The 19,791-nt window shown below is 41.1% G+C and carries 16 protein-coding genes; 8 read left to right on the forward strand and 8 right to left on the reverse strand.

Annotated elements, in window-relative coordinates; all coding sequences use genetic code 11:
- Positions 1 to 54: 54 nt before the first annotated feature.
- The 4 genes from BN2425_RS00805 to BN2425_RS00820 all read right to left on the reverse strand — a co-directional run bounded on the left by BN2425_RS00805 (position 55) and on the right by BN2425_RS00820 (position 4,443).
- A complete protein-coding gene (locus BN2425_RS00805) occupies positions 55 to 1,446 on the reverse strand; it encodes an amino acid permease (RefSeq protein ID WP_042454030.1) in 1,392 nt (463 codons plus the stop codon).
- 287 nt (positions 1,447 to 1,733) lie between these two features.
- Positions 1,734 to 2,459: a metallophosphoesterase family protein gene (locus BN2425_RS00810; protein ID WP_042454033.1), complete on the reverse strand. Its 726-nt coding sequence runs from the start codon at positions 2,457 to 2,459 to the stop codon at positions 1,734 to 1,736.
- Between the two features lie 550 nt (positions 2,460 to 3,009).
- Positions 3,010 to 3,984 (reverse strand): M20/M25/M40 family metallo-hydrolase, encoded by a 975-nt coding sequence (locus tag BN2425_RS00815; protein WP_042454036.1) that lies wholly within the window; start codon positions 3,982 to 3,984, stop codon positions 3,010 to 3,012.
- Positions 3,985 to 4,122: 138 nt separating this feature from the next.
- On the reverse strand, positions 4,123 to 4,443 hold the full coding sequence (locus BN2425_RS00820) for a hypothetical protein (RefSeq protein ID WP_042454038.1): 321 nt from the start codon (positions 4,441 to 4,443) through the stop codon (positions 4,123 to 4,125).
- Positions 4,444 to 4,623: 180 nt separating this feature from the next.
- Here BN2425_RS00820 and BN2425_RS22900 point away from each other — a divergent pair, with 180 nt between their 5' ends.
- The 4 genes from BN2425_RS22900 (at position 4,624) to BN2425_RS00840 (ending at position 11,257) form a co-directional block, all read left to right on the forward strand.
- On the forward strand, positions 4,624 to 5,853 hold the full coding sequence (locus BN2425_RS22900) for an alpha/beta hydrolase (protein WP_074432991.1): 1,230 nt from the start codon (positions 4,624 to 4,626) through the stop codon (positions 5,851 to 5,853).
- A 298-nt stretch (positions 5,854 to 6,151) separates the two neighbouring features.
- Positions 6,152 to 6,757 (forward strand): hypothetical protein, encoded by a 606-nt coding sequence (locus BN2425_RS00830; RefSeq protein WP_042454041.1) that lies wholly within the window; start codon positions 6,152 to 6,154, stop codon positions 6,755 to 6,757.
- A 468-nt stretch (positions 6,758 to 7,225) separates the two neighbouring features.
- Positions 7,226 to 10,339 (forward strand): rhamnogalacturonan lyase family protein, encoded by a 3,114-nt coding sequence (locus tag BN2425_RS00835; protein WP_042454044.1) that lies wholly within the window; start codon positions 7,226 to 7,228, stop codon positions 10,337 to 10,339.
- A 177-nt stretch (positions 10,340 to 10,516) separates the two neighbouring features.
- A complete protein-coding gene (locus BN2425_RS00840) occupies positions 10,517 to 11,257 on the forward strand; it encodes a 50S ribosomal protein L11 methyltransferase (RefSeq protein ID WP_042454046.1) in 741 nt (246 codons plus the stop codon).
- Between the two features lie 148 nt (positions 11,258 to 11,405).
- Here BN2425_RS00840 and BN2425_RS00845 read toward each other — a convergent pair whose 3' ends face one another.
- Together BN2425_RS00845 and BN2425_RS00850 are read right to left on the reverse strand one after the other, a co-directional pair.
- A complete protein-coding gene (locus BN2425_RS00845) occupies positions 11,406 to 12,290 on the reverse strand; it encodes a hydroxymethylglutaryl-CoA lyase (protein ID WP_042454048.1) in 885 nt (294 codons plus the stop codon).
- The gene (locus BN2425_RS00850; RefSeq protein ID WP_042454050.1) at positions 12,287 to 12,958 is read right to left on the reverse strand and encodes a GntR family transcriptional regulator; all 672 of its coding nucleotides are present in this window, start codon (positions 12,956 to 12,958) and stop codon (positions 12,287 to 12,289) included. Before BN2425_RS00850 ends, BN2425_RS00845 begins: the two co-directional genes overlap by 4 nt.
- Positions 12,959 to 13,171: 213 nt before the next feature.
- On the opposite strand from BN2425_RS00850, the gene BN2425_RS00855 reads away from it, so the two are divergent.
- The 4 genes from BN2425_RS00855 to BN2425_RS00870 are packed head-to-tail and all read left to right on the forward strand — an operon-like array spanning position 13,172 to position 17,426.
- Positions 13,172 to 14,374: a CaiB/BaiF CoA transferase family protein gene (locus BN2425_RS00855; RefSeq protein WP_042454053.1), complete on the forward strand. Its 1,203-nt coding sequence runs from the start codon at positions 13,172 to 13,174 to the stop codon at positions 14,372 to 14,374.
- A gap of 14 nt (positions 14,375 to 14,388) precedes the next feature.
- The gene (locus BN2425_RS00860) at positions 14,389 to 14,628 is read left to right on the forward strand and encodes a hypothetical protein (RefSeq protein WP_042454057.1); all 240 of its coding nucleotides are present in this window, start codon (positions 14,389 to 14,391) and stop codon (positions 14,626 to 14,628) included.
- Positions 14,629 to 14,642: 14 nt separating this feature from the next.
- A complete protein-coding gene (locus tag BN2425_RS00865) occupies positions 14,643 to 16,154 on the forward strand; it encodes a sodium:solute symporter family protein (protein ID WP_042454060.1) in 1,512 nt (503 codons plus the stop codon).
- A 21-nt stretch (positions 16,155 to 16,175) separates the two neighbouring features.
- The gene (locus BN2425_RS00870) at positions 16,176 to 17,426 is read left to right on the forward strand and encodes an MFS transporter (RefSeq protein WP_042454062.1); all 1,251 of its coding nucleotides are present in this window, start codon (positions 16,176 to 16,178) and stop codon (positions 17,424 to 17,426) included.
- Between the two features lie 81 nt (positions 17,427 to 17,507).
- On the opposite strand, the gene BN2425_RS00875 is transcribed toward BN2425_RS00870, so the two are convergent.
- Both BN2425_RS00875 and BN2425_RS00880 read right to left on the reverse strand, forming a co-directional pair.
- Positions 17,508 to 18,380 (reverse strand): LysM peptidoglycan-binding domain-containing protein, encoded by an 873-nt coding sequence (locus BN2425_RS00875; RefSeq protein ID WP_042454065.1) that lies wholly within the window; start codon positions 18,378 to 18,380, stop codon positions 17,508 to 17,510.
- A gap of 141 nt (positions 18,381 to 18,521) precedes the next feature.
- Entirely contained in the window at positions 18,522 to 19,418 is an 897-nt protein-coding gene (locus BN2425_RS00880) for a CPBP family intramembrane glutamic endopeptidase (protein ID WP_042454067.1), read from the reverse strand.
- Positions 19,419 to 19,791: the final 373 nt, after the last annotated feature.

The raw sequence follows: 19,791 nt of genomic DNA on the forward strand, positions 1-19,791 counted from the left end.
CACCCCCTCCTACTCGATTGCCTATATAGACGCGGGTACCTCAGCAGCTGAAGGTTAATTTTTATAAAGATTGCTCCTACGTCTGCCGTATGAGAGATAAAGAACAAACCCCACCACCATCCAAATCACAAACCGAATCCAAGTGATAGAGGGCAAACTGATAATCAGATAAAGAGAGAAACCAATTCCGATAATCGGAACAAGGGGGACAAACGGTGTTTTAAATCTTCTCTCCAAATTAGGCTGTTTGATGCGCAGAACCATGATGGATGCGCAAATCAGGATAAAAGCCGACAAAGTTCCGATGTTCACTAATTCAGCGACCTCATTAATCGGGGTTAAACCTGATACAATGGCTGTTACCACGCCAATGATAAGTGTTGGCCGGTAAGGTGTTTTATATTTAGGATGGACTTTGGCAAACCAGTTGGGCAGCAAACCGTCTCGGCTCATCGCGAACCAGATACGTGAACCAGCAAGCATAAAGGAAAACAGAACCGATAAAATCCCAGCAATAGCGGCAGCCGAAATAATTAACGTGATCCCATTTAAACCTACCTGACTAAAAGCCTTCGCAATCGGGGCGGCATTATTTAAGGTTTCATATGAAGCCATACCAGTAATCACGAGGGACATGCCGATATAAAGTAAAAGTGCAATCGTTAAGGAAAAGACGACGGCACGGGGGAGATCACGCTGTGGATTTTTGGATTCCTCCGCAGCCGTGGTTAAGGTATCATATCCGAATACGGCGAAGAATACCAATGCGGCGCCACCCATGACGCCATGAAACCCAAATGGCATAAACGGGTGCCAGTTGGCGGTATCCACGTAAAAGCTGCCAACTGCAATGACCACAACCACTATACTTAGTTTGATGATGACCATTAAGTTATTAAATCGTGCTCCCCATTTCATGTCAAGGGTAAGCAACCAGGCAATGGCTAAACTGATAATCATCGCGATCAGGTCGACTCGATGGCCGGCACCTGTCCCCGGGGCGCCCTGTGCCCATAATGGAAGCTGCACGCCAATTTGGTGTAATATTTCTTGCATATAGCCTGACCATCCAATCGCCACTACTGCGATGACCAGGGTATATTCAAGCAATAAATCCCACCCAATCAGCCAGGCGGCCCCTTCGCCTAATACTACATAGCTATAGGTATACGCACTGCCCGCAACCGGAATTAATCCGGCGAATTCCGCATAGCATAAGGCTGCTGCTGCACTGGCAAGCCCCGCGATTATAAAGGATAAGATGACAGCAGGCCCAGCATGTTCAGCGGCTGCTACTCCTGTCAGAACGAAAATTCCTACCCCAATGATTCCTCCTAGCCCGATGGCTGTTAGCTGCCATAAACCTAAGACACGCCGAAGCCCTGTACTATTCGTGCCTTCTTTTTGTAGTTGCTCAATGGACTTCCTTCTCAGAAATGATTTCATTGATTCCCTCCATTTCTACCTTAAAAGTAACAACCTGTTTTTTGGAAAGAGGTTTTAAGGTTAATAAAACTACTATGTTTTAAATAATGGAGATATACAGAGGTCGCTTAATGCTAAAAGGAATGAAAAAAATGATGTAAACTTACAAAATGATTTTTAGGAATACGCAATACTTGTAAAGATGAGGTACCGAGGGTTTAACCTGTTGGGGAAAAGTAAAGGAGGGGAGGTACTGCCAGTCTTTTGGAAACTGGCAGAAAAGCTATGCCTGTTTCCATATTGTTCTATTAATCTGTTAGGATCCGTTCGGTAATATCCAGCTGTTTGATTGGTAACTGAGTAACGTCAGGAGATTGAGTATTGTTACAGTAGTAAAGACCATTGGTCACATCGACCAATGACAGTTGGCCATTTTGAAGAACAGAAGCTCCAGTATCACAAGAAATAAAACGGCCTGCTTGATAAACACTGGAGTAGGGGGTATGACCATGAACAATGATCCGTTTCCCGATAGCTTTATTTAAAACAACATCGTCAACGGTATACATTGTGTCCAATGCCATAAAGGTACTATCCTCATGCTGTTTATGGATAGGGCATGACACATCCATTCCTGCGTGAACGTATAAATAGTTTTCATCCATGTAAGCAAGAGGGAGATTGGCCAGCCAAACGAGATGGTCATTTCGGTCGGTTTCACCAGCAAAAAGTGTTTTCATTTCCTCAATTACTTTAAGCCCGCCATACTGCAGCCACATATGGCTACTCCCGCCAAATATATAACGACGCAGCATAATTTCATGGTTTCCTAAGATGACAAAAATGTTTTCGGGATGGTTTTCCTGCAACTGTTTAACGAACTTAATCACGCCAACTGAGTCAGGACCTCTATCAATTAAATCGCCAAGGAATACCAATTGGTCCTGAGTTGGATTGAATTTGGCGGCATCCAGCAAATGATTTAAGGCTGTCAATTGTCCATGCACGTCACTTATGGCTAACTTTCTTTTCACGGGAATCACCCTTTGGGCTCACTAGGATAATAGAATAGGTATATTTTACCGACTTTACAGTTCAAATTCAATCCAGCCAACGGGAATTGGATGGATTGAATGACAGTTTTTCCAAAAAATTATCCACCCTTGCGTTCAGAGGCTCGGGTGGATGATGTCACAGATGATTCATTTCTAAGGGTACCATCTATTGCTTGACCAGACATGTGACCGCATGTCTGGTCTTCCGTCTTTTTTATACTGTCAAAGCAAAACAGCGTTGTAGATACGCCCGCATTGGCGTAACTCAACGGTTGCATTTGTCGATACTATTAGAAAATTTGTAGATACCTAGACCAAATATGTAGATATCTAGGCCCAATTTGTAGATAACACCTAACGAAGCTAACATCGAAAGTTACCTCAACCTGTATTGGCGTAACCCAACGATTGAATTTGTCCATACCTAGACCGAATTTGTAGATATCTAAACCAAATTTGTAGATAACACCTCACCAAGCTAAGATTGAAACCTAACCTCAACCTGTTTTAGCCGTGATTCCATGGATTTCTATTGAACCTTTTTAATATCAGACATAAGTTGAATCAGAATTTCAGTAAATTGGGATAGATGTGTCTCCACTCTGCCTGGGAACTCTTTTTCCAAGAATGCTAGATTATCATTTTCAGTATGCCAAATTTCGCCATGCTTGACGGTTTGGGTATATCCATCCTGGTCTCCAATCTCCCAGTTGGTTGCCTCCAAGTAACCAATTGGAATGCCGGCCTCTTGGAATGCAGCGTGGTCACTCCAATCCCCAGTCGTGCCTTGCGGATAATCAGGATTGATTCCCGGATTGGTTCCCAACGGAATTCCTTTCTTCTGGGCGATATCCAGCGCAAGGTCACGAAGCCAGCCGTCTTCACCCGGGCTTCCATACACGTAAATATTATCTCCAGCAAGCAGACTGTCGAGGTTGATCATCACAATGGTCCTGTCCTTTTCTTCCTGTGACATCTGCGAAACATAATAATCGGAGCCGCGCAGTCCTTCTTCTTCAGCGCCAAAGAAAACAAATTTGACATCATAATGAAGCTCTCTTTTTTGGATGGCCTTGGCCGTCTCAAGGATGACACCGATGCTTGAAGCGTTATCGTCTGCTCCTTTTCCGACGCTGACTGAATCATAGTGGGCGCCAATGATAATCTGTGGATTATTTTTCAATTTGTTGGATTTGCTGATTTTTGTCCCAATGATGTTTGCCGAAGTCTTTGTTGTTCCTCTTCTGGTATAGGAAAATGTTTGTTTACTAGGTTGATAGCCAAGTTGCTTCAACTCATTAAAAATATAGTTTCCCGCTTTTACTTCATTTGGGGAACCTGCTACTCGTGGACCGATTTTTTCAGATAGATACTCTGTATGCTGGTAGGCTACCTTGCCATATTCCGGCTTCTCAGCTGAAACACTGGAGGTGGAAACTGTTAAAACTCCTGAAAATAAAATGGCACTGGAAAAAACAACATGACGAAATTTTTTAACTAACATTTTTAACCCCCTATTTGTATGATTATTCAAAAAATATAATATATATTTGTCCTTAAGTCAATATACTCATTTCACTTGTTTGGTTTCCGGGTGTACTTCAGCGGCAAAACTGTATAAATATTTAATTTCCTAGGTTGATTAAAAATTCCAAACGACTCCGTTTTCAATGTACGTAGTGTTTTTTAAGCCTGTCTGGTTTAACAAGTAGTCAAAAAGGTTCTTGGCTGTGCTTTTGATTACTATGTCTAGGCTTAAACTGTCAAACACTCGTGCATAGCAGCGGATAACCAGCGTATCTTTTTCTGTAAAAAGATGATAATAGACAGTTTCCCTCTGTCTTTTTGCAAAACAGTTGATAAATAAATAGTCATCTGTTGGAACGATCGCTGTTATCAAAAATTCTTTTTCAAGAATTCGTTTAACTTCCGTCATTTGGGTCTCGGATAAATTGATTCTCATATTAGCTTCACCAACCTATATTTGATCGGTCTCCCATCCTTATTACGCCTTTCTTAGAACGCCTTTTATTAAAGTATATGATAAAAATTTACCATAATTTTAAAACTTTTAGATAGGAAAAATTCCAGATATTGTCGAATGTAGTGATCATAAGTCAAAACCAAATAGGGGTGGAATTCAATGAATTCTGGCATCATCATTGGAAATTGGAATGGATCTATTGATATTTTAGGAAATCAGTTGGAAGTGAACGTACAATTTACCCAAGAAAGTGATTTTTTAGGCAGCATTAGTATCCCTGCCCAAAATTTATCGGACTTCCCATTAGTGAATATCAAGCTCGAGGATACGAATATTTATTTTGAAATGCCCATACCAAATCAGCAAATCACATTTTCAGGAAAGATCGATGAGGATCAAATAGAGGGATTATTTGTACAACATGGACAATCTTTTCCGTTTCAGCTAATAAAGGCTGAAGGAACACCAACTCAAAATGGAAGCAATTTAGAGGATAGCGAGACGTTTCTGACGATTGATACAGAACATGGAAAACTTTATGGATCTTTAGTCTTGCCGGAAGGTGACACCCGATGCCCCGTAGTCTTGATTATTCCTGGATCTGGACCAACCGATCGTGATGGAAATTCTGTCTTATTACCGGGAAAAAACAATAGTTTAAAAATGCTTGCTCAAGCGTTAGCGGAACATGGTATCGCTAGTTTACGCTATGATAAAAGAGGCGCAGGTAAAAATGCTCAAGCGGTCCCGCCTGAAATCGATACTCGTTTCGATCTATTCATCCACGACGCAACGCAGTGGGTTAACACATTAAAAAACGATTCCAGATTTACAAAAGTTGGAGTCATCGGGCACAGTGAAGGCTCACTAGTAGGAATGGTGGCGGCAAAGCTTGCTGGGGCAGATTCCTATGTTTCTATCGCTGGTGCGGGCAGACCAATAAATGAAGTACTTAAAGAACAACTCGCTGGGGCACCAGAAGAGCTTCGCGGACTAATACATACGATCTTGGCCAATCTAACAACAGGAAAAACAACGGATGAAATTGATGAAAAGCTTGCACATCTTTTCCGACCAAGTGTTCAGCCGTACCTGATTTCTTGGATCAAATATGACCCAACAGAAGAGATAGCAAAACTCGATATTCCTGTCCTTATCATAAATGGAACGCACGATATACAAGTTGCCGTTAAGGATGCCCAACGGTTGAAAGCAGCAAAAGATGATGCGAGCTTACTAATTATTGAAAACATGAATCACGTATTTAAAGAGGCGCCGGCAGATCCGCAGGAAAACATCAAAACCTATTCAGACCCTAGTCTGCCACTTGCCAATGGTTTTGTAGAAGGCTTAATCAAATTCTATAAGAATAGCTTAGTTAAGAATTGACTCAACTGAAGCAGGGGGACGGTTCACCTGCTTCATTTTTTTGCGGAAAGCGATGGTCGGAATATTCACCAAGGGATGTGCGGTTTGAGTGTAACGAATATGTAAATGGATAAAACCCACACGATTTCCCTCCTGAATTTTATAATCTACTTTATGACAGATAAGGTCTCATGTATAATTAAAAGTAAGAGGCGGTCATTTTTGTACAGGTATCTGAAACCGTACAGCTTGGTCAGCGCTTATAGATAATATGGGAAATAGTTTTCTGAAAAAACACCTATTAGAGGAGATGTAAACGTTGTCAGTAGAAGTGCTATCGAAAAACACAGCAGATGTTTTTAATGCTATTATCAGGAAGCCCAATTGGGATAAACTCGTGTTGCAAGAAGCGATTCAAAAGGTTTTATTACAAGCAAGAGACAGCGTAAGTTCTCCAGAAGCGTATTTAGAGTCACTCATAGGAAATGTTACCTTCCAATATGCGTATACCAATGCCTCACTCTCTTTTTTATCGGAGTGTATTGAAGAAGAAAAGTTTGTCTCACCTGAAAGTTTCCAAGAAATCTTGGCGAATGTGCCGACGCATGTCAGAGAATCCAACTTTTTAGCTGAGAACATGCCGAGATTTAAGGAGATTGTTTATAGAGGCTCAAGCTTTGAAGAGCAGGTAGTCCATGCACAAGGAATCTATTTTCATAGCAAGTTCGTAAACGATTTATTAGTTGAATTTATCGGGACATTCCTCCATCCGGAAAATAGGAGTTTCATGGGGAACTTTATGGAATATGCTTCACAAGTAGTCGTTGATACCGTTATGCACTATAGCCAAACCTATGCTAGTCATATGCTAGATGAACTAAACTCATTGAACTCTACTAAAGAAGAAAGCTCCTCCCTAGTATAAACAATTTGTAGGAACTAGTAGTTGTAAAAGGTTGTCAGACCCAAGCTGCAAAAAAGTGATAGTTCGGAAAAAATGTCCAATAAACAATCAAAGCCTTGTTCCACAAGGCTTTTTTGTTTGCAAAAATGTCGAATTGAAAGATAGTTTAAAAGACACTACCATATTCAATAACAATGGTTTATTGTTTTGAAAGACATGTAAAGTAGACTATACCGAAAATGGCATCAAAAAATATTTAAATTTTTTGTAACCGCTTCCGTGCGGATGGTCTATTTTTACATTGTCTGTAAAAATTGAGACCATTGATTTTTTGTTCGAAAGGGAGGCGATGTGGTAAGAAGGGAAGCTGTATACACAGAAGCTGGTGCCGTTCATTCGAAAGCGGAGAAACCCATAACTGTTTCAGGGGGAGACCTTCAACATGAGCCAACTTCAACCCTTTTCAAAAAATAAGAGGAGTGAACTTTAGTGGGGAAAAATAAAAAGAACACAAGAATTGCATCCGTAGTCACAACAGTAGGCCTCGTCTTTTCATGCCTTCCATATGCAGCTGTTGCTGAAACGACGGTCCCTTACAATGTGTTGGCGAAAACGGATTTTGAAACTGGCGATTTATGGGGATTTTCGACATCAAATGCGACCGTTTCCATAAATAAGGATAATGTAGGCGGAAATAACACAGGCAAGCTTGAATATAAAATCATTGACCAAAAAGGCGGCCGTGTAGCCACAAAGAATTTTGATACAGCGGTAAAAGGAAGCGAAGTCTCTGTCAACTTCGATTGGTATCCAGGCCAAATCAATGATAAAGGCAGCAACCCTTACGAAAACGGCGGAGAGTTTAGATTGATCGACAGCGCTGGTAACATTGTACTTACCATCAACAATACCCGTAATGAGGTGTTAAGTTATTTCGCCAAAGGACAGGAGACCGTCAAAACAAGCATTACCAATATGGAAGCTTGGTATCATTTTGGTATCCATTTTGACAACAGAAACAATACGGTAACCTTAAAGATAAAAGGCCAAAATGATGAGAATTTAAGTGAACATACTTTTTCATTGGATGGCTCGGGCTTTGATGGGTCGATCGCATCCTTAAAATTGGTGGGCATCCGCACCTCAGGAAATAATGAGTCATGGGATACATACCTAGATAATTTCGAGGTCTCCAATGTGCCGGTGGACGATAACGTCCTTTATTTGGTAGATAAGCTGGCATACCACCGTGTGTATGTGGATCAAACAACAACGGACATCTCTTCAATTGGACTGCCTAAAACCGTTGGTGTGACGCTTGCGGATAACAGCAAAAAAGAAGTGGAGGTAAGCAAGTGGGAAAATGTCGGCGCCAAGGCATGGGATCCTAGCAAACCGGGAGTCTACGAGTTTAAAGGTACGCTTGCTGATACAGAGGGAATTGTAAACAGCTTTAACAAATCGGCAAAAATCTATGTTTACAACCGCCTGACTCCTCCAGAAACAGACAGACAAACAGAGTTTCTCGACCGGGGCGCCATTGCGCTGAAATCCGATCAAGGCAATTTTGTCAGCTGGCGTTTGCTTGCTGATGAATACGATAAAGACGTGAAATTTAATATTTACCGCGATGGAGAAAAATTAAACAAAGAACCATTAGCGGTCACCAACTACAGTGATTCTGAAGGCTCCTCAACTGATACTTATACCGTGGAGACACTTGTGAATGGTCAATCGAAAGAATTAAATGACGTAAAAGCCACCGATAAGGATTACTTGTCGATTCCTATGCAAAAGCCTGCGGGCGGGGTAACGCCTGATGGCCAGTCCTACACTTACTCCGTGAATGATTCAGGTGTCGGCGACTTGGATGGTGACGGCCAATATGAAGTCATCGTGAAATGGTATCCTTCCAACGCGATTGACAGTTCATTTTCGAGTTACACGGGGCCAACGATTTTTGATGCTTATAAATTAGATGGAACGCTGTTGTGGCGGATGGATATGGGACACAATCTGACATCCGGTGCCCACTACAACCAATTTGTGATTTCCGATTTTGACGGAGATGGCAAAGATGAATTCATGATCAAAACGGCAGACGGAACCAAAACCTATGGCGCGACTAATGGAAAGGTCGACGAAACCAAGATTATCACCCAAATCGGCAATCCGGCAGATGACGGAAAATATGTTGGTACCCACGGCCATGTCGTTGGCGGTCCAGAATATATGTCTGTCTTCAATGGGGAGACCGGTAAGGTGATTGACACCATCGATTATGCGTTTCCTGTCGGTGAAGAAGATGGCGGCGCTTCATGGGGAGACACTTGGTATAACCGATCTGACCGGTTCCTGTCCGGGCTGGCTTACTTGGATGGCAAAAAACCAAGCGCAGTCTTTGGCCGAGGCTATTATGAGCGAACAACCTTTGCGGCTTATACCCTTGAAAATGGCAAGCTAAAAGAACAATGGACGTTTGATTCGAATGTAGCAGGAAAGGGTGCAGGACTGGGCTTCCATAATTTGTCCGTTGGGGATGTTGACAATGATGGCTGTGATGAAATTGTGGCCGGTTCCTTGACGCTCGACCAAGATGGAACCATTCTCTATGCCATGGATGGAGAGATGGGACGCGAACAGGGCTCTCATGGTGACGCCCAGCATTTAGGTGCGTTTGATCCTGATCGTGAAGGTCTTAGCGCCATGCAAGTGCATGAAATCCCTGCTGTTGCTTCTGAAGAATTACACGATGCGGCAACAGGGGAAACCTTAATGTCGTTCTATGCGTATACGGATGCAGGCCGTGGATTGGCGGCAAACATCACTTCTAGCCCAGGCTATGAATTCTGGGGAGCTGCCGGTTCCACTGTTGATAGCGGTGGCGCTGTGTATAATGTCCAAGGCAACGTGGAACTAGCGAAAAAGCCAACTGGGCTGTCAACGAACTTTGCCCTTTATTGGGATGGCGACCTGTTGAATGAGTTATTGGATGATACTTTGATCTCTAAATATAATGAATCAACTGGGAAAGTGGATACTCTAGAAAAATTTGAGGGTGTTCACAGCAGTAATGGAACAAAGGCGACGCCAACGCTTCAGGCAGACATTCTTGGTGATTGGCGTGAAGAAGTTCTATTGCCAACAACGGACGATTCAGAGTTGAGAATCTTTAGCACCACGATTCCTACACAGTACAGGCTTTATACACTCATGCAGGATCCTCTATATAAAAACGGGATTGGCTTCCAGAACAGTGCCTACAATCAGCCGCCGCATCTAGGATTCTATCTCGGTGAGGATATGAAAGATACGGTCCTGAATGGAAAATTAAAAGCGCCAGGTGTTGATTATACCGCTAATCTTCAAGCACTGAAGCATACGGTAAATCTGGAGCTAAATAGTCCAGTCTATTCCGTGATTAAAAATAAACTGGATCAAGTTCAGCACCAGTTAGAAATTGGAAACCCTGCTCAGGCGGCAAAACACATGGATGACTTTGTTAAGCTTCTCAGCAAAGAAACCAACGTGCACGATGCACTAAAAACAAAGTTAATCTCTGATGCTAACCAATTAAGTAAGGTCTGGAAAAATTCAAAATAATTTACGTAAAAAACGAGGTGGTCCGATTTTAGGACTACCTCGTTTTTGATTTTAATTTGTTAATAAAATTGAACTTTTATCACGTAGCTCAATTTCATTTTAGAGCAGCTGGCGATAATGATAAAAAGTATGATAAAAGCTGGCATTATCGTTTGCCACCAATAAGGAGTATTGGCAATGTATGAAATTACCGTAAGACTCCCAAGTCAAAAGATCGAGGGACTCGTCACTTCTTTGTATCAAAAAGGCTATTACCAGACCTATTACGAGGTGCCTTTAGATGTCCTCACCGATTCAAACAGCTATGCTTTTGTAGAGAAGAGAAATGAAACAATAGAACTCAATATCTATATACAACATTATATTGAAAAAAAGGAAAGGGGGAAGTTACTAGAATTATTAGCAGTTGATGAAGCAAGTCTTGTGATTAAGGAAGTAAACGAACAGAATTTCCAGCAAACGTTTGATGATATTGTCCTTGAGAATGGCTGGGTCATCACGACTCCAGAGAGAAAAAATCAATATAACAAAGATAATCAAATTGTGCTAGATCCCCAAGGAAACTTTGGGACAGGTTATCATGAAACCACAAAAGATTGTTTGTCCTTCATATTGGGAGAGGATTTCACAGGATTGAGCGTGGCAGATATTGGGGCCGGTTCAGGAGTCTTAAGTGTGGCTGTGGCCCTTAGGGGAGCCTCTTCTATTGATACCTATGACATCCAAGCAGTTGAACGGGAAATTCTATATCAATGCGAATTAAATGCTGTAAAGCCGGTAAATGTAGTTCAAAGTGATTTAATCAAGAAGCGAAATCAACTAAACAGAGAATATGATTGGACTTTTTTAAATATTGGGACGCAAGAAAATATCGATATCCTCATTGCACAAAAACTATTTTGTTGCAACCTTATTTAAAGATGCTGGATTCTTGTTGAAGGAAAGGAAGCAAAGCAACGAATGGGTGACTTGCGTTTTTAAGGCTTCCTATAATTGAAATCACAGTTAAAAAGCTGACGTCAAAGCGTTTAGAATTCCAAAACTTTTGAGTCAGCTTTTTGGTAAATTACGCAATACCAGCTTTCATTAACATGCCGTCGAGTGGTCGATCCATGTTTGTTTCCATCCACTTAGCGGTTTCTAAAAGCTTGTTAAGGTCCGTCCCAGTCTCGATTTTCATCCCATGAAACATATTCACCATGTCTTCGGTACAAACATTGCCGACAGCTTTTGGAGCAAATGGACAACCTCCAAGTCCGGCGATAGACGAGTCAAATCTTCGGACCCCCGCCTGATAGCCTGCTAGAGTATTGGCCAGTCCAAGGCCTCGGGTATTATGAAAATGCAGACCGAGTGAAAAATCCTTTCCAAACTGTTCATAAAAAGCTGAAACGACCTGATGAACCTGCGCTGGATTTGCCATTCCGGTCGTATCAGCTAAAGTGATTTCTGTACAACCGGACTCAATAAATTTTTCTGCGACTGATAATACCCGTGATAAAGGAACCTCACCTTCAAAAGGGCAGCCAAAGGCAGTACCTAGAACCCCAGCAACCCCCTTGTTGGCTTCAGCGCCTTCTTTAATGACTTTTGAAAGCTCTTCAACTGCTTGATGAACTGTTCTTTTCGCATTACGTTGATTAAAGGAATCACTTGTAGTGGTCACCACATGGAGAAAATCGATATCGGTTTTCAACGCCCGGTCGAGACCGGAACGGCTGAGGACAAGACCTCCATAGCGGACATTTCTATCCTTTGGAAGAAGTTTTATTAACTCTTCAGCATCTGCCATTTGCGGAACCACTTTTGGGTTGACGAACGAGACGGCCTCGATGTTACGAATCCCAGAATCAATTAATCTTAAAATTAATTCAGCTTTTACATTGGTAGGGAGGACTTTACACTCATTTTGTAATCCATCACGCGGCCCTACTTCACAAATTTCAATCATTTCACTTCCTCCTTCAATAAATGACTAATTTCTATATCATCCAGATGTTTTAATACATTATCACGACCTTGGAAAATATGTTCGTGCATAGCAATCCGTGCCCGCTCTGGTTCCTTGTTTTTAATGGCTTCAAAAATAATTTTGTGAACCTCGAGAGACTGTTGCAGTTGGAAATCGTTATACCAGTAAAATGAACGAAACACGATTGGGATAACGACGACCTTTGAAAGGTGAAAATATAAATGGTTATTATTAGAAGCTGCTACAACCGCTTCATGAAACTTTTGGTTTACATTCACGATCTTACGGATTCCCGTCATATCTAGGGAGACTGCATGATTAATGGCTTGTTCATATTGTTCGTTAGCATTTTCTAATTCTAATAAGTCATCTTCCGTCCTATGAATGGCCGCTTGGCTAGCCGCATAGCTTTCCAGAAGTGTTCTCAAATCATAAATTTGCCTTATATCCTCTTTGGTGAAGCTTCTGACTCCAACACCTCGTTTTAAAGGTATGACAAGTCCTTCCGCTTCCAGCTGTTTGATGGCTTCTCTAATAGGTGTTCTGCTTAAGTTCAGTTCTTTTGCCAGTGTTTCCTCGCCTAACCTCATACCTGGCTCAAATTTCCCCAGGATAATCTGCTCTTTTATGAATTCGTATGCATCCATATCAACACCTCACGTTCATTGTATACAATATCAAAATCCATTACAACGAATTTTCTGAAAAATTAGATATAGTCGATGCAATTTGGGTAAAAATATCCATTTTTTTAAAAAACAAACAAATGCCATTGACTAATTGTATACAAACATTTAAATTTGTACACATAATTATAAATTTTCAAAATAATCAAGCGGTTTAGACAAGGGGGAAGAAACATGACGGAAGAGAGATTACCGTTACAGGATTTGCGCGTGTTGGAGCTAGGAACGTTATTGGCAGGGCCTTTCACCGGCAGAATGTTGGGAGATTTCGGTGCGGAGATTATTAAAGTGGAGCCACCCGGTAAATCCGACCCGATGAGAGATTGGGGCAAATCAAAGGACGGAGTGGGACTTTGGTGGCCAATTCAATCCAGAAATAAGAAATCAATTACTCTAAACCTACGTGAGGTAGAAGGTCAAAACATCTTAAAAGAATTAGTAAAAGAAGCAGATGTTTTGATTGAAAACTTCCGCCCAGGGACGATGGAAAAATGGAATCTTTCCTACGAAACTCTTTCTGAAATCAATCCTAAATTAATCATGGTTAGGACTTCAGGATTCGGACAGACCGGCCCTTATAAAAATCGAGCTGGATTCGGCAGTGTAGGTGAAGCAATGGGCGGGCTAAGAAATGTAACCGGCTTCACAGATCGTCCGCCATCCAGAATTGGCGTTTCCATCGGAGACACGTTAGCCGCATTATTTGCTACCATTGGCTGCCTTGTCGCCGTGCATGAACGGGAGAAATCGGGAAAAGGGCAAGTAGTGGATACGGCCCTGTATGAATCTGTTTTCTCGATCATGGAAAGTATTATTCCTGATTATCTATTAGCAGGCTACATACGTGAGCGGATGGGCAACATCCTTCCAGGTGTCGCTCCTTCCAACATATATTTTACACAGGACAAAACGTATATTGTCATAGGAGCTAATGCAGATGGTGTATTCCGCAGATTGTGTGAAGCAATGGAACAACCGGAGCTCGCCGACGATCCGCGTTTTGCCACACACCATGCCAGGGGAGAAAATATGAAACTCCTCGATTCGCTCATCGAGGAGTGGACCAAAACAGTTCCGGCGAAAGAAGCCTTAGCCATTCTTGAGGAAAAGGGTGTACCATCCGGTTTAATTTATACAGCAAAAGACATTGTGGAGGATCCGCAATATCAGGAAAGGGAAATGATTATTAAGGTCGAGCATCCACAACTTGGTGAATTCCCAATGCCTGGAATTGTCCCGAAATTAAGCAGAACACCAGGAAAAGTTCAACATGTCGGACCAGAGGTAATGGGAAAACATAATTTTGAAATTTATCAGGAGCTATTAGGTTATGATGAGGAAAAATTGAAAGAATTACAGGAGAAAAGAATCATATAAAAGGGGGATGTGAGATGAATAAAAACATTAAAGAACCGATTCGGAAAAAGTGGATTTGGATTGGTTTGCTGCTAATCGTGCTGGGAAATGTTCCATGGTATTTTTCTAAGGGATTGGTGGAGCCCTATATTCTAGGCTTCCCATTCTGGGCATTCATCATTTTCCTTTTTTCTATTCTATTATGTGCTTACTTAAGCTGGGTTTGTTTAACCCAATGGAGAATTGTTGAAGACGAAGAAGAGGCAGAAAATTAAAGGGGGGATACCGATTGGGTGAGTTAACTTTTGCGGGAATGGATGGAATTATCATATTAACGGTATTTGCACTAATCATGCTTGTCATTGGCTATTTTTCTGGCCGGGGAGAAAAAAACATTCATGAGAGTTTATCAGGTTATTATTTAGCTAGTGGAAATCTAGGATTTATCGCTTTATTTTTCACTCTTTTCGCGACGCAATATAGCGGGAATACGATTGTAGGGTATGCGCCTTCCGCTTATCGGACCGGATTTTCTTGGCTGCAATCAATTTCGTTTATGACGATTATTATTGGTGTGTATTTACTATTTGCACCAAGGTTATATGTTATCGCCAAAAAGCGAAACTTTGTTACCCCAACAGATTGGCTGCAACACCGGTTTAACTCAAAAGGGATAACGATTGTAGCTATCTTTTTAATGCTTTGGGGATTAGGGAACTACCTGCTCGAACAATTAGTCGCCATTGGTCAAGCCGTTTCAGGAATGACAGGCGGAACAATTCCGTATCAGGTAGCAGTTATTGCCTTTGTATTAGTCATGTTAGCTTACGAATGGATGGGCGGGATGAAGGCGGTTGCGTTTACCGATGTCATGCAGGGGATTGTTCTGTTAATTGGAATTATCTTCTTTGTGACCGGAGGAGTTTACTTAGCGGGTGGTAACTTTAGTGATGTGACTCGTTTTATTACTGAAACCGAACCTGCCAAAACAGCGGTTCCTCCAATGGAAGTGAATATCAATTGGTTCAGTATGTTGGTACTCGTCGGCTTGGGGGCCAGTATCTATCCACATGCTGTTCAAAGAATCTACGCTGCCAAAAGCGAAAAAACATTAAAAAAATCATTTGCACGAATGGCTTGGATGCCACTTTTGACGACTGGACTTGTTTTCTTTGTGGGAATTATCGGCTTAAAGCTTTTCCCAGGTTTAGAAGGCAATGAATCGGAACAGCTTGTCGGTTTGATGGCTAATAAAATTGCTGCGATTAATCCATTTTTCTACTGGATTATGATCGTCTTTTTTGGCGGTATTGTAGCAGCGATTGTTTCGACGGCAGATTCTGTACTACTCAGCTTTTCATCTCTTATTTCCAATGATGTATATGGAAAATTCATTAACCCAGGTGCAACAGAGCATAAAAAGGTAATGGTCGGCAAAATCATCGGTATTATTGCGATCTTTGGACTGCTTTGGATCGCATGGTATCCACCGGGAACATTATATGAAATCTTCGTGTTAAAATTTGAGTTACTCGTTCAAGTCTTTCCTGCCTTTGTTCTCGGGCTTTATTGGAAACGCTTAACTAGCAAGCCTGTATTATGGGGAATGATTCTTGGTGCTATTGTGGCAGGCATGCTTACATTCACCGGACATAAAACCGTATTTGGTATTCACGGGGGGATTATTGGATTGGCACTGAACTTCCTCATTTGTATAGGAGGTTCCTACCTAGCGTCCACTTCTGTTTCAAAAAATAAAATTTTAGAAGAGGACATGAATGCCGTTAGTTTAAAAGCCTAATATAAAAGAGGCGAATATGAAATGCCCAATTTAATCGTAAAAAATAAGGCTGTCTATCTAACCGAGCCGTGGCGAATGTTGATATTTCTGCTATTGGCTCAAGTTGCAGTCGCTTTTGTAGGACGAAGTATCGGTCCACTCGGGGTATTAATTGGAGAGGACCTTTCTTTAACAAAATCGCAAATTGGAATGCTGCCAGCAGCCCTGTTTTTAGGGCAGGCTGTCGCTTCTGTTCCAGCCGGTTTTCTCACAGACCGGCTTGGTTCCCGAATTCTTTTGTTAATCTCTGCTTTTTGTTTAGGTCTCAGCTTTTTAGCCATGATGTTACTCGGCCAGTTTTGGGCAGTGCTGTTAATGGTCATGTTCGGGGGATTCGGCTATGGCTCGATGCATCCGGTCACGAATAGGGGAATCATTTATTGGTTCACGCTAAAACAAAGAGGAACGGCCATGGGCATTAAGCAAATGGGTGTGACGGCAGGAGCTGCCTTGGCAGGTTTAATTTTGCTGCCTTTAGCGGCAGAATTTGGCTGGCGGCCGGTCATGATGGCCGCATGTTTTCTACTGCTGGTTAGCGGCCTTTTTTCCTATTTCGTCTATCGAGATGCACCGGAACAAGAAAAGTCAGCTGGGCCTGCTGGCCTCGTTGAGTTTTATAAGTCGATGTTTAAGATGTTCAAGAACAAGGCACTCATGCTAGTAAGTTTTAGTGCGATGGGTTTAAACGGATCACAAATGTGCTTAAATACGTATCTCGTGATTTTCGCTTTTGAGAGGTTAGGCTTTTCATTAGTTCTTTCGGGTATTCTGTTAGTTATATCTGAAGTGAGCGGATCATTAGGGAGAATTGCTTGGGGAATGATTAGTGATTTCCTGTTTAATGGGAATCGTGTCGTCATTTTATTGATCATAACGGTTTTAACTGCCTTTTCAAGTGTCACCTTGGCATTCATTCCTAACGTCCCTTTTTGGGCAATCGTCCCGATTGTTGTCGTATTTGGTTTTTGCGTATCAGGCTTTAATGGCATTTGGATGAACCTGGCGAGTGAATTAGTGCCGCGTGAACAAGCAGGAATTTCTAGTGGCATTAGCATTACGTTAGGGTCAATTGGTGCCGTTTTGATTCCTCCCATTTATGGATACACAGTTGACCAGACGAGTAGCTTTACATTTGGATGGCTGTTGATTACAGGATTAATGCTAATAGTGTTTGCGATGCTGACGTATCTGGCAATGACCACGAAACAGAAAATGCCTTCAAATAGTAGGTAATAAAGTTAAAAAGGACTCAGTATTGTCTGCTGAATCCTTTTTGTCTATAAGTGAATAACCATGATATTTCGATTGGTATAATTATTTGGCTTTTCGTAAATCTAAATATTGTACTGTTTTTCCATCTCGATCAATCTGTATAATTAAATGAACTTTGTAAAAATTATAAATGATTTGTTCACATGTAGCACTTTCATAACAGCTAACGATTTTCATTTCATTGGGATTTCCATATGCATGGAGGACTTTGTTTTTCTCTGTTGGGATGGAAGTGGTGGTTAAAAATTCCGGGTACACTTGCAGCTGTTCAATGGAGTCATTTGCTGAATTGAATGTTACACGAACCCCGGCACCCTCATTGTTATAATAAAGAGATCTGGTTTTGTTTTCATCCTCTGTTTTAATGGGTTTCCCGAATTTTTGCAAAAGCTGATTGTAAGAAGACCTTACTATGACTCCGTTAATATGAAGTGGCCTTTCAGATAATAAAAACGCATCTTTTATCCCGATATCCTGTAACTTTGATTTCATTTTATGCGCTTTGGATTTACTCGAAAACACTCCGGCTTGAACCCGATAAAAGTTCTTTCCCGTTATGACTTTTTGAACGACGACCGCTTCAATTCCTTTCTTTTTTAAAAGAGTGACTCGTTTGTCAGCATTCGTTTTCTTGCCAAAAGAACCAGCAACCACAACATACATGGGTTTGGTTTGTTCGAAATCTGGAATCAATAACTTTTGACCAGCTATAATCTTGTTGCTGGTTAATTGGTTATATTCCTTTAAATCTTCAACCGTAATATGATATAGCTTCGAAATGCTATATAATGTATCACCATTCTTTATAGTAATATATTGTTCCTTGGCAAGTACTTTGCCATTGCCCAAATAGATCACCGACCCCATCAACACAGTACAAAGGACAACCTGAAGGAACTGTTTAATTTTTTTCATTATATGGTATCACCTCATATATTTTGACGAGGTGTTGACCTTTTTGATTCTAATAAAGTAGCCCAATTATAGTGGTAAAACAAAAAAAGGGCGGGGTTTCATTCTTGATGAATGAAACTAGCCGCCGTCCAACTACTCGAATTATAAAACCCTGGTAAATTTGTATTTTTTCAAAGAAATAAATAGGAAAATGCCTAGGTTAACAACCGTCCATAGTAGTGAGATGGCCGGATTAATATTGCTGACAACAAATAACGATGGTATGTTACCGAAGGCAGAGTCATCCATTGTAATGAACCACCCCAGCAGCATATTGTTGGCAGCGTGCGCACCAATCGACAATTCGGCACTGTTCGTTTTCACCGTGATATAACACCAAATGAATCCGGTTAATAAATAATCCGCTCCAACTAGGATAGGGGAATAGCCCATCTCAGGATTAACGAAATGGAGTGAGCCGAAAATCGCGCCTACTATTAAGGATAAAAGGAAAGGTATACGAACCCACTTACCAACGAATTGCAACAGATAGCCTCTGAAGAATAATTCCTCACAGGTTGTTTGAATCGGAGTTATTACCAGAACGAGCACAAACAAAACCAAAAAATCGGAAATCTTGATATCATTTAATGAATAATCTCCAGGGTTTAACAGGGCATCGATGATGGTGGTCAGACTCAGGATAGCAAAGAAAGAGATAAATCCGAAGCCGATTCTCTTCCATTCTATTTTTCTATTAGGGGTAATCAGCGATTTAAATGTCCGCTTATGAATGAAACGGATCGCAATCAACAGACCCAAAAGCCAAAACAGAAACTGTGAATTTATCAAGGCAAAATACAATAAAGGATTAAGTCCCACATAATCCTCTTTTTCAAAATCATAATAGGTATGGGGGTTTCCATCTGTATTCACGATCCATTCACTAATGATGACATACGGCAGCGCCCCAACAACCATGAACAGAATAATGACAATAAAGGAAGCTGCATATCGTTTCCAGCTATTCTTGCCTTTTTTCAGATTAATAAAATCCATTGACAGAACACCAACATTCTAATAGTTTGGGAAGATTATACAAATTTTTGGATAGATTAGTCAATCATTAAAACGTTAACATTTGACTGTCAACACTTGATTTTTGGAAACTTTAAGTAAAAGTAGCTTGACAGAATGTTTACCAAATAGTAACATTTAGTACGTGCATATTATTACTAATGATTTCTTTCCATATAGAAAACTTTAGCATACTGTTAATAATCACTTATTGACTGTTATGAAAAAGGAATCCTATAGGAAGAGAATTTATAAATTAAAATACGATTAAGGTAGACTGTTTAAAAGCCCAAGTGGGAAGTTAAAGGTAAACCGGCAATCTTCAAAGTTTAATGGTTGTAACATGACCATTATC

This window comes from Neobacillus dielmonensis, from assembly GCF_000612665.1.
Lineage (GTDB): Bacteria > Bacillota > Bacilli > Bacillales > Cytobacillaceae > Neobacillus > Neobacillus dielmonensis.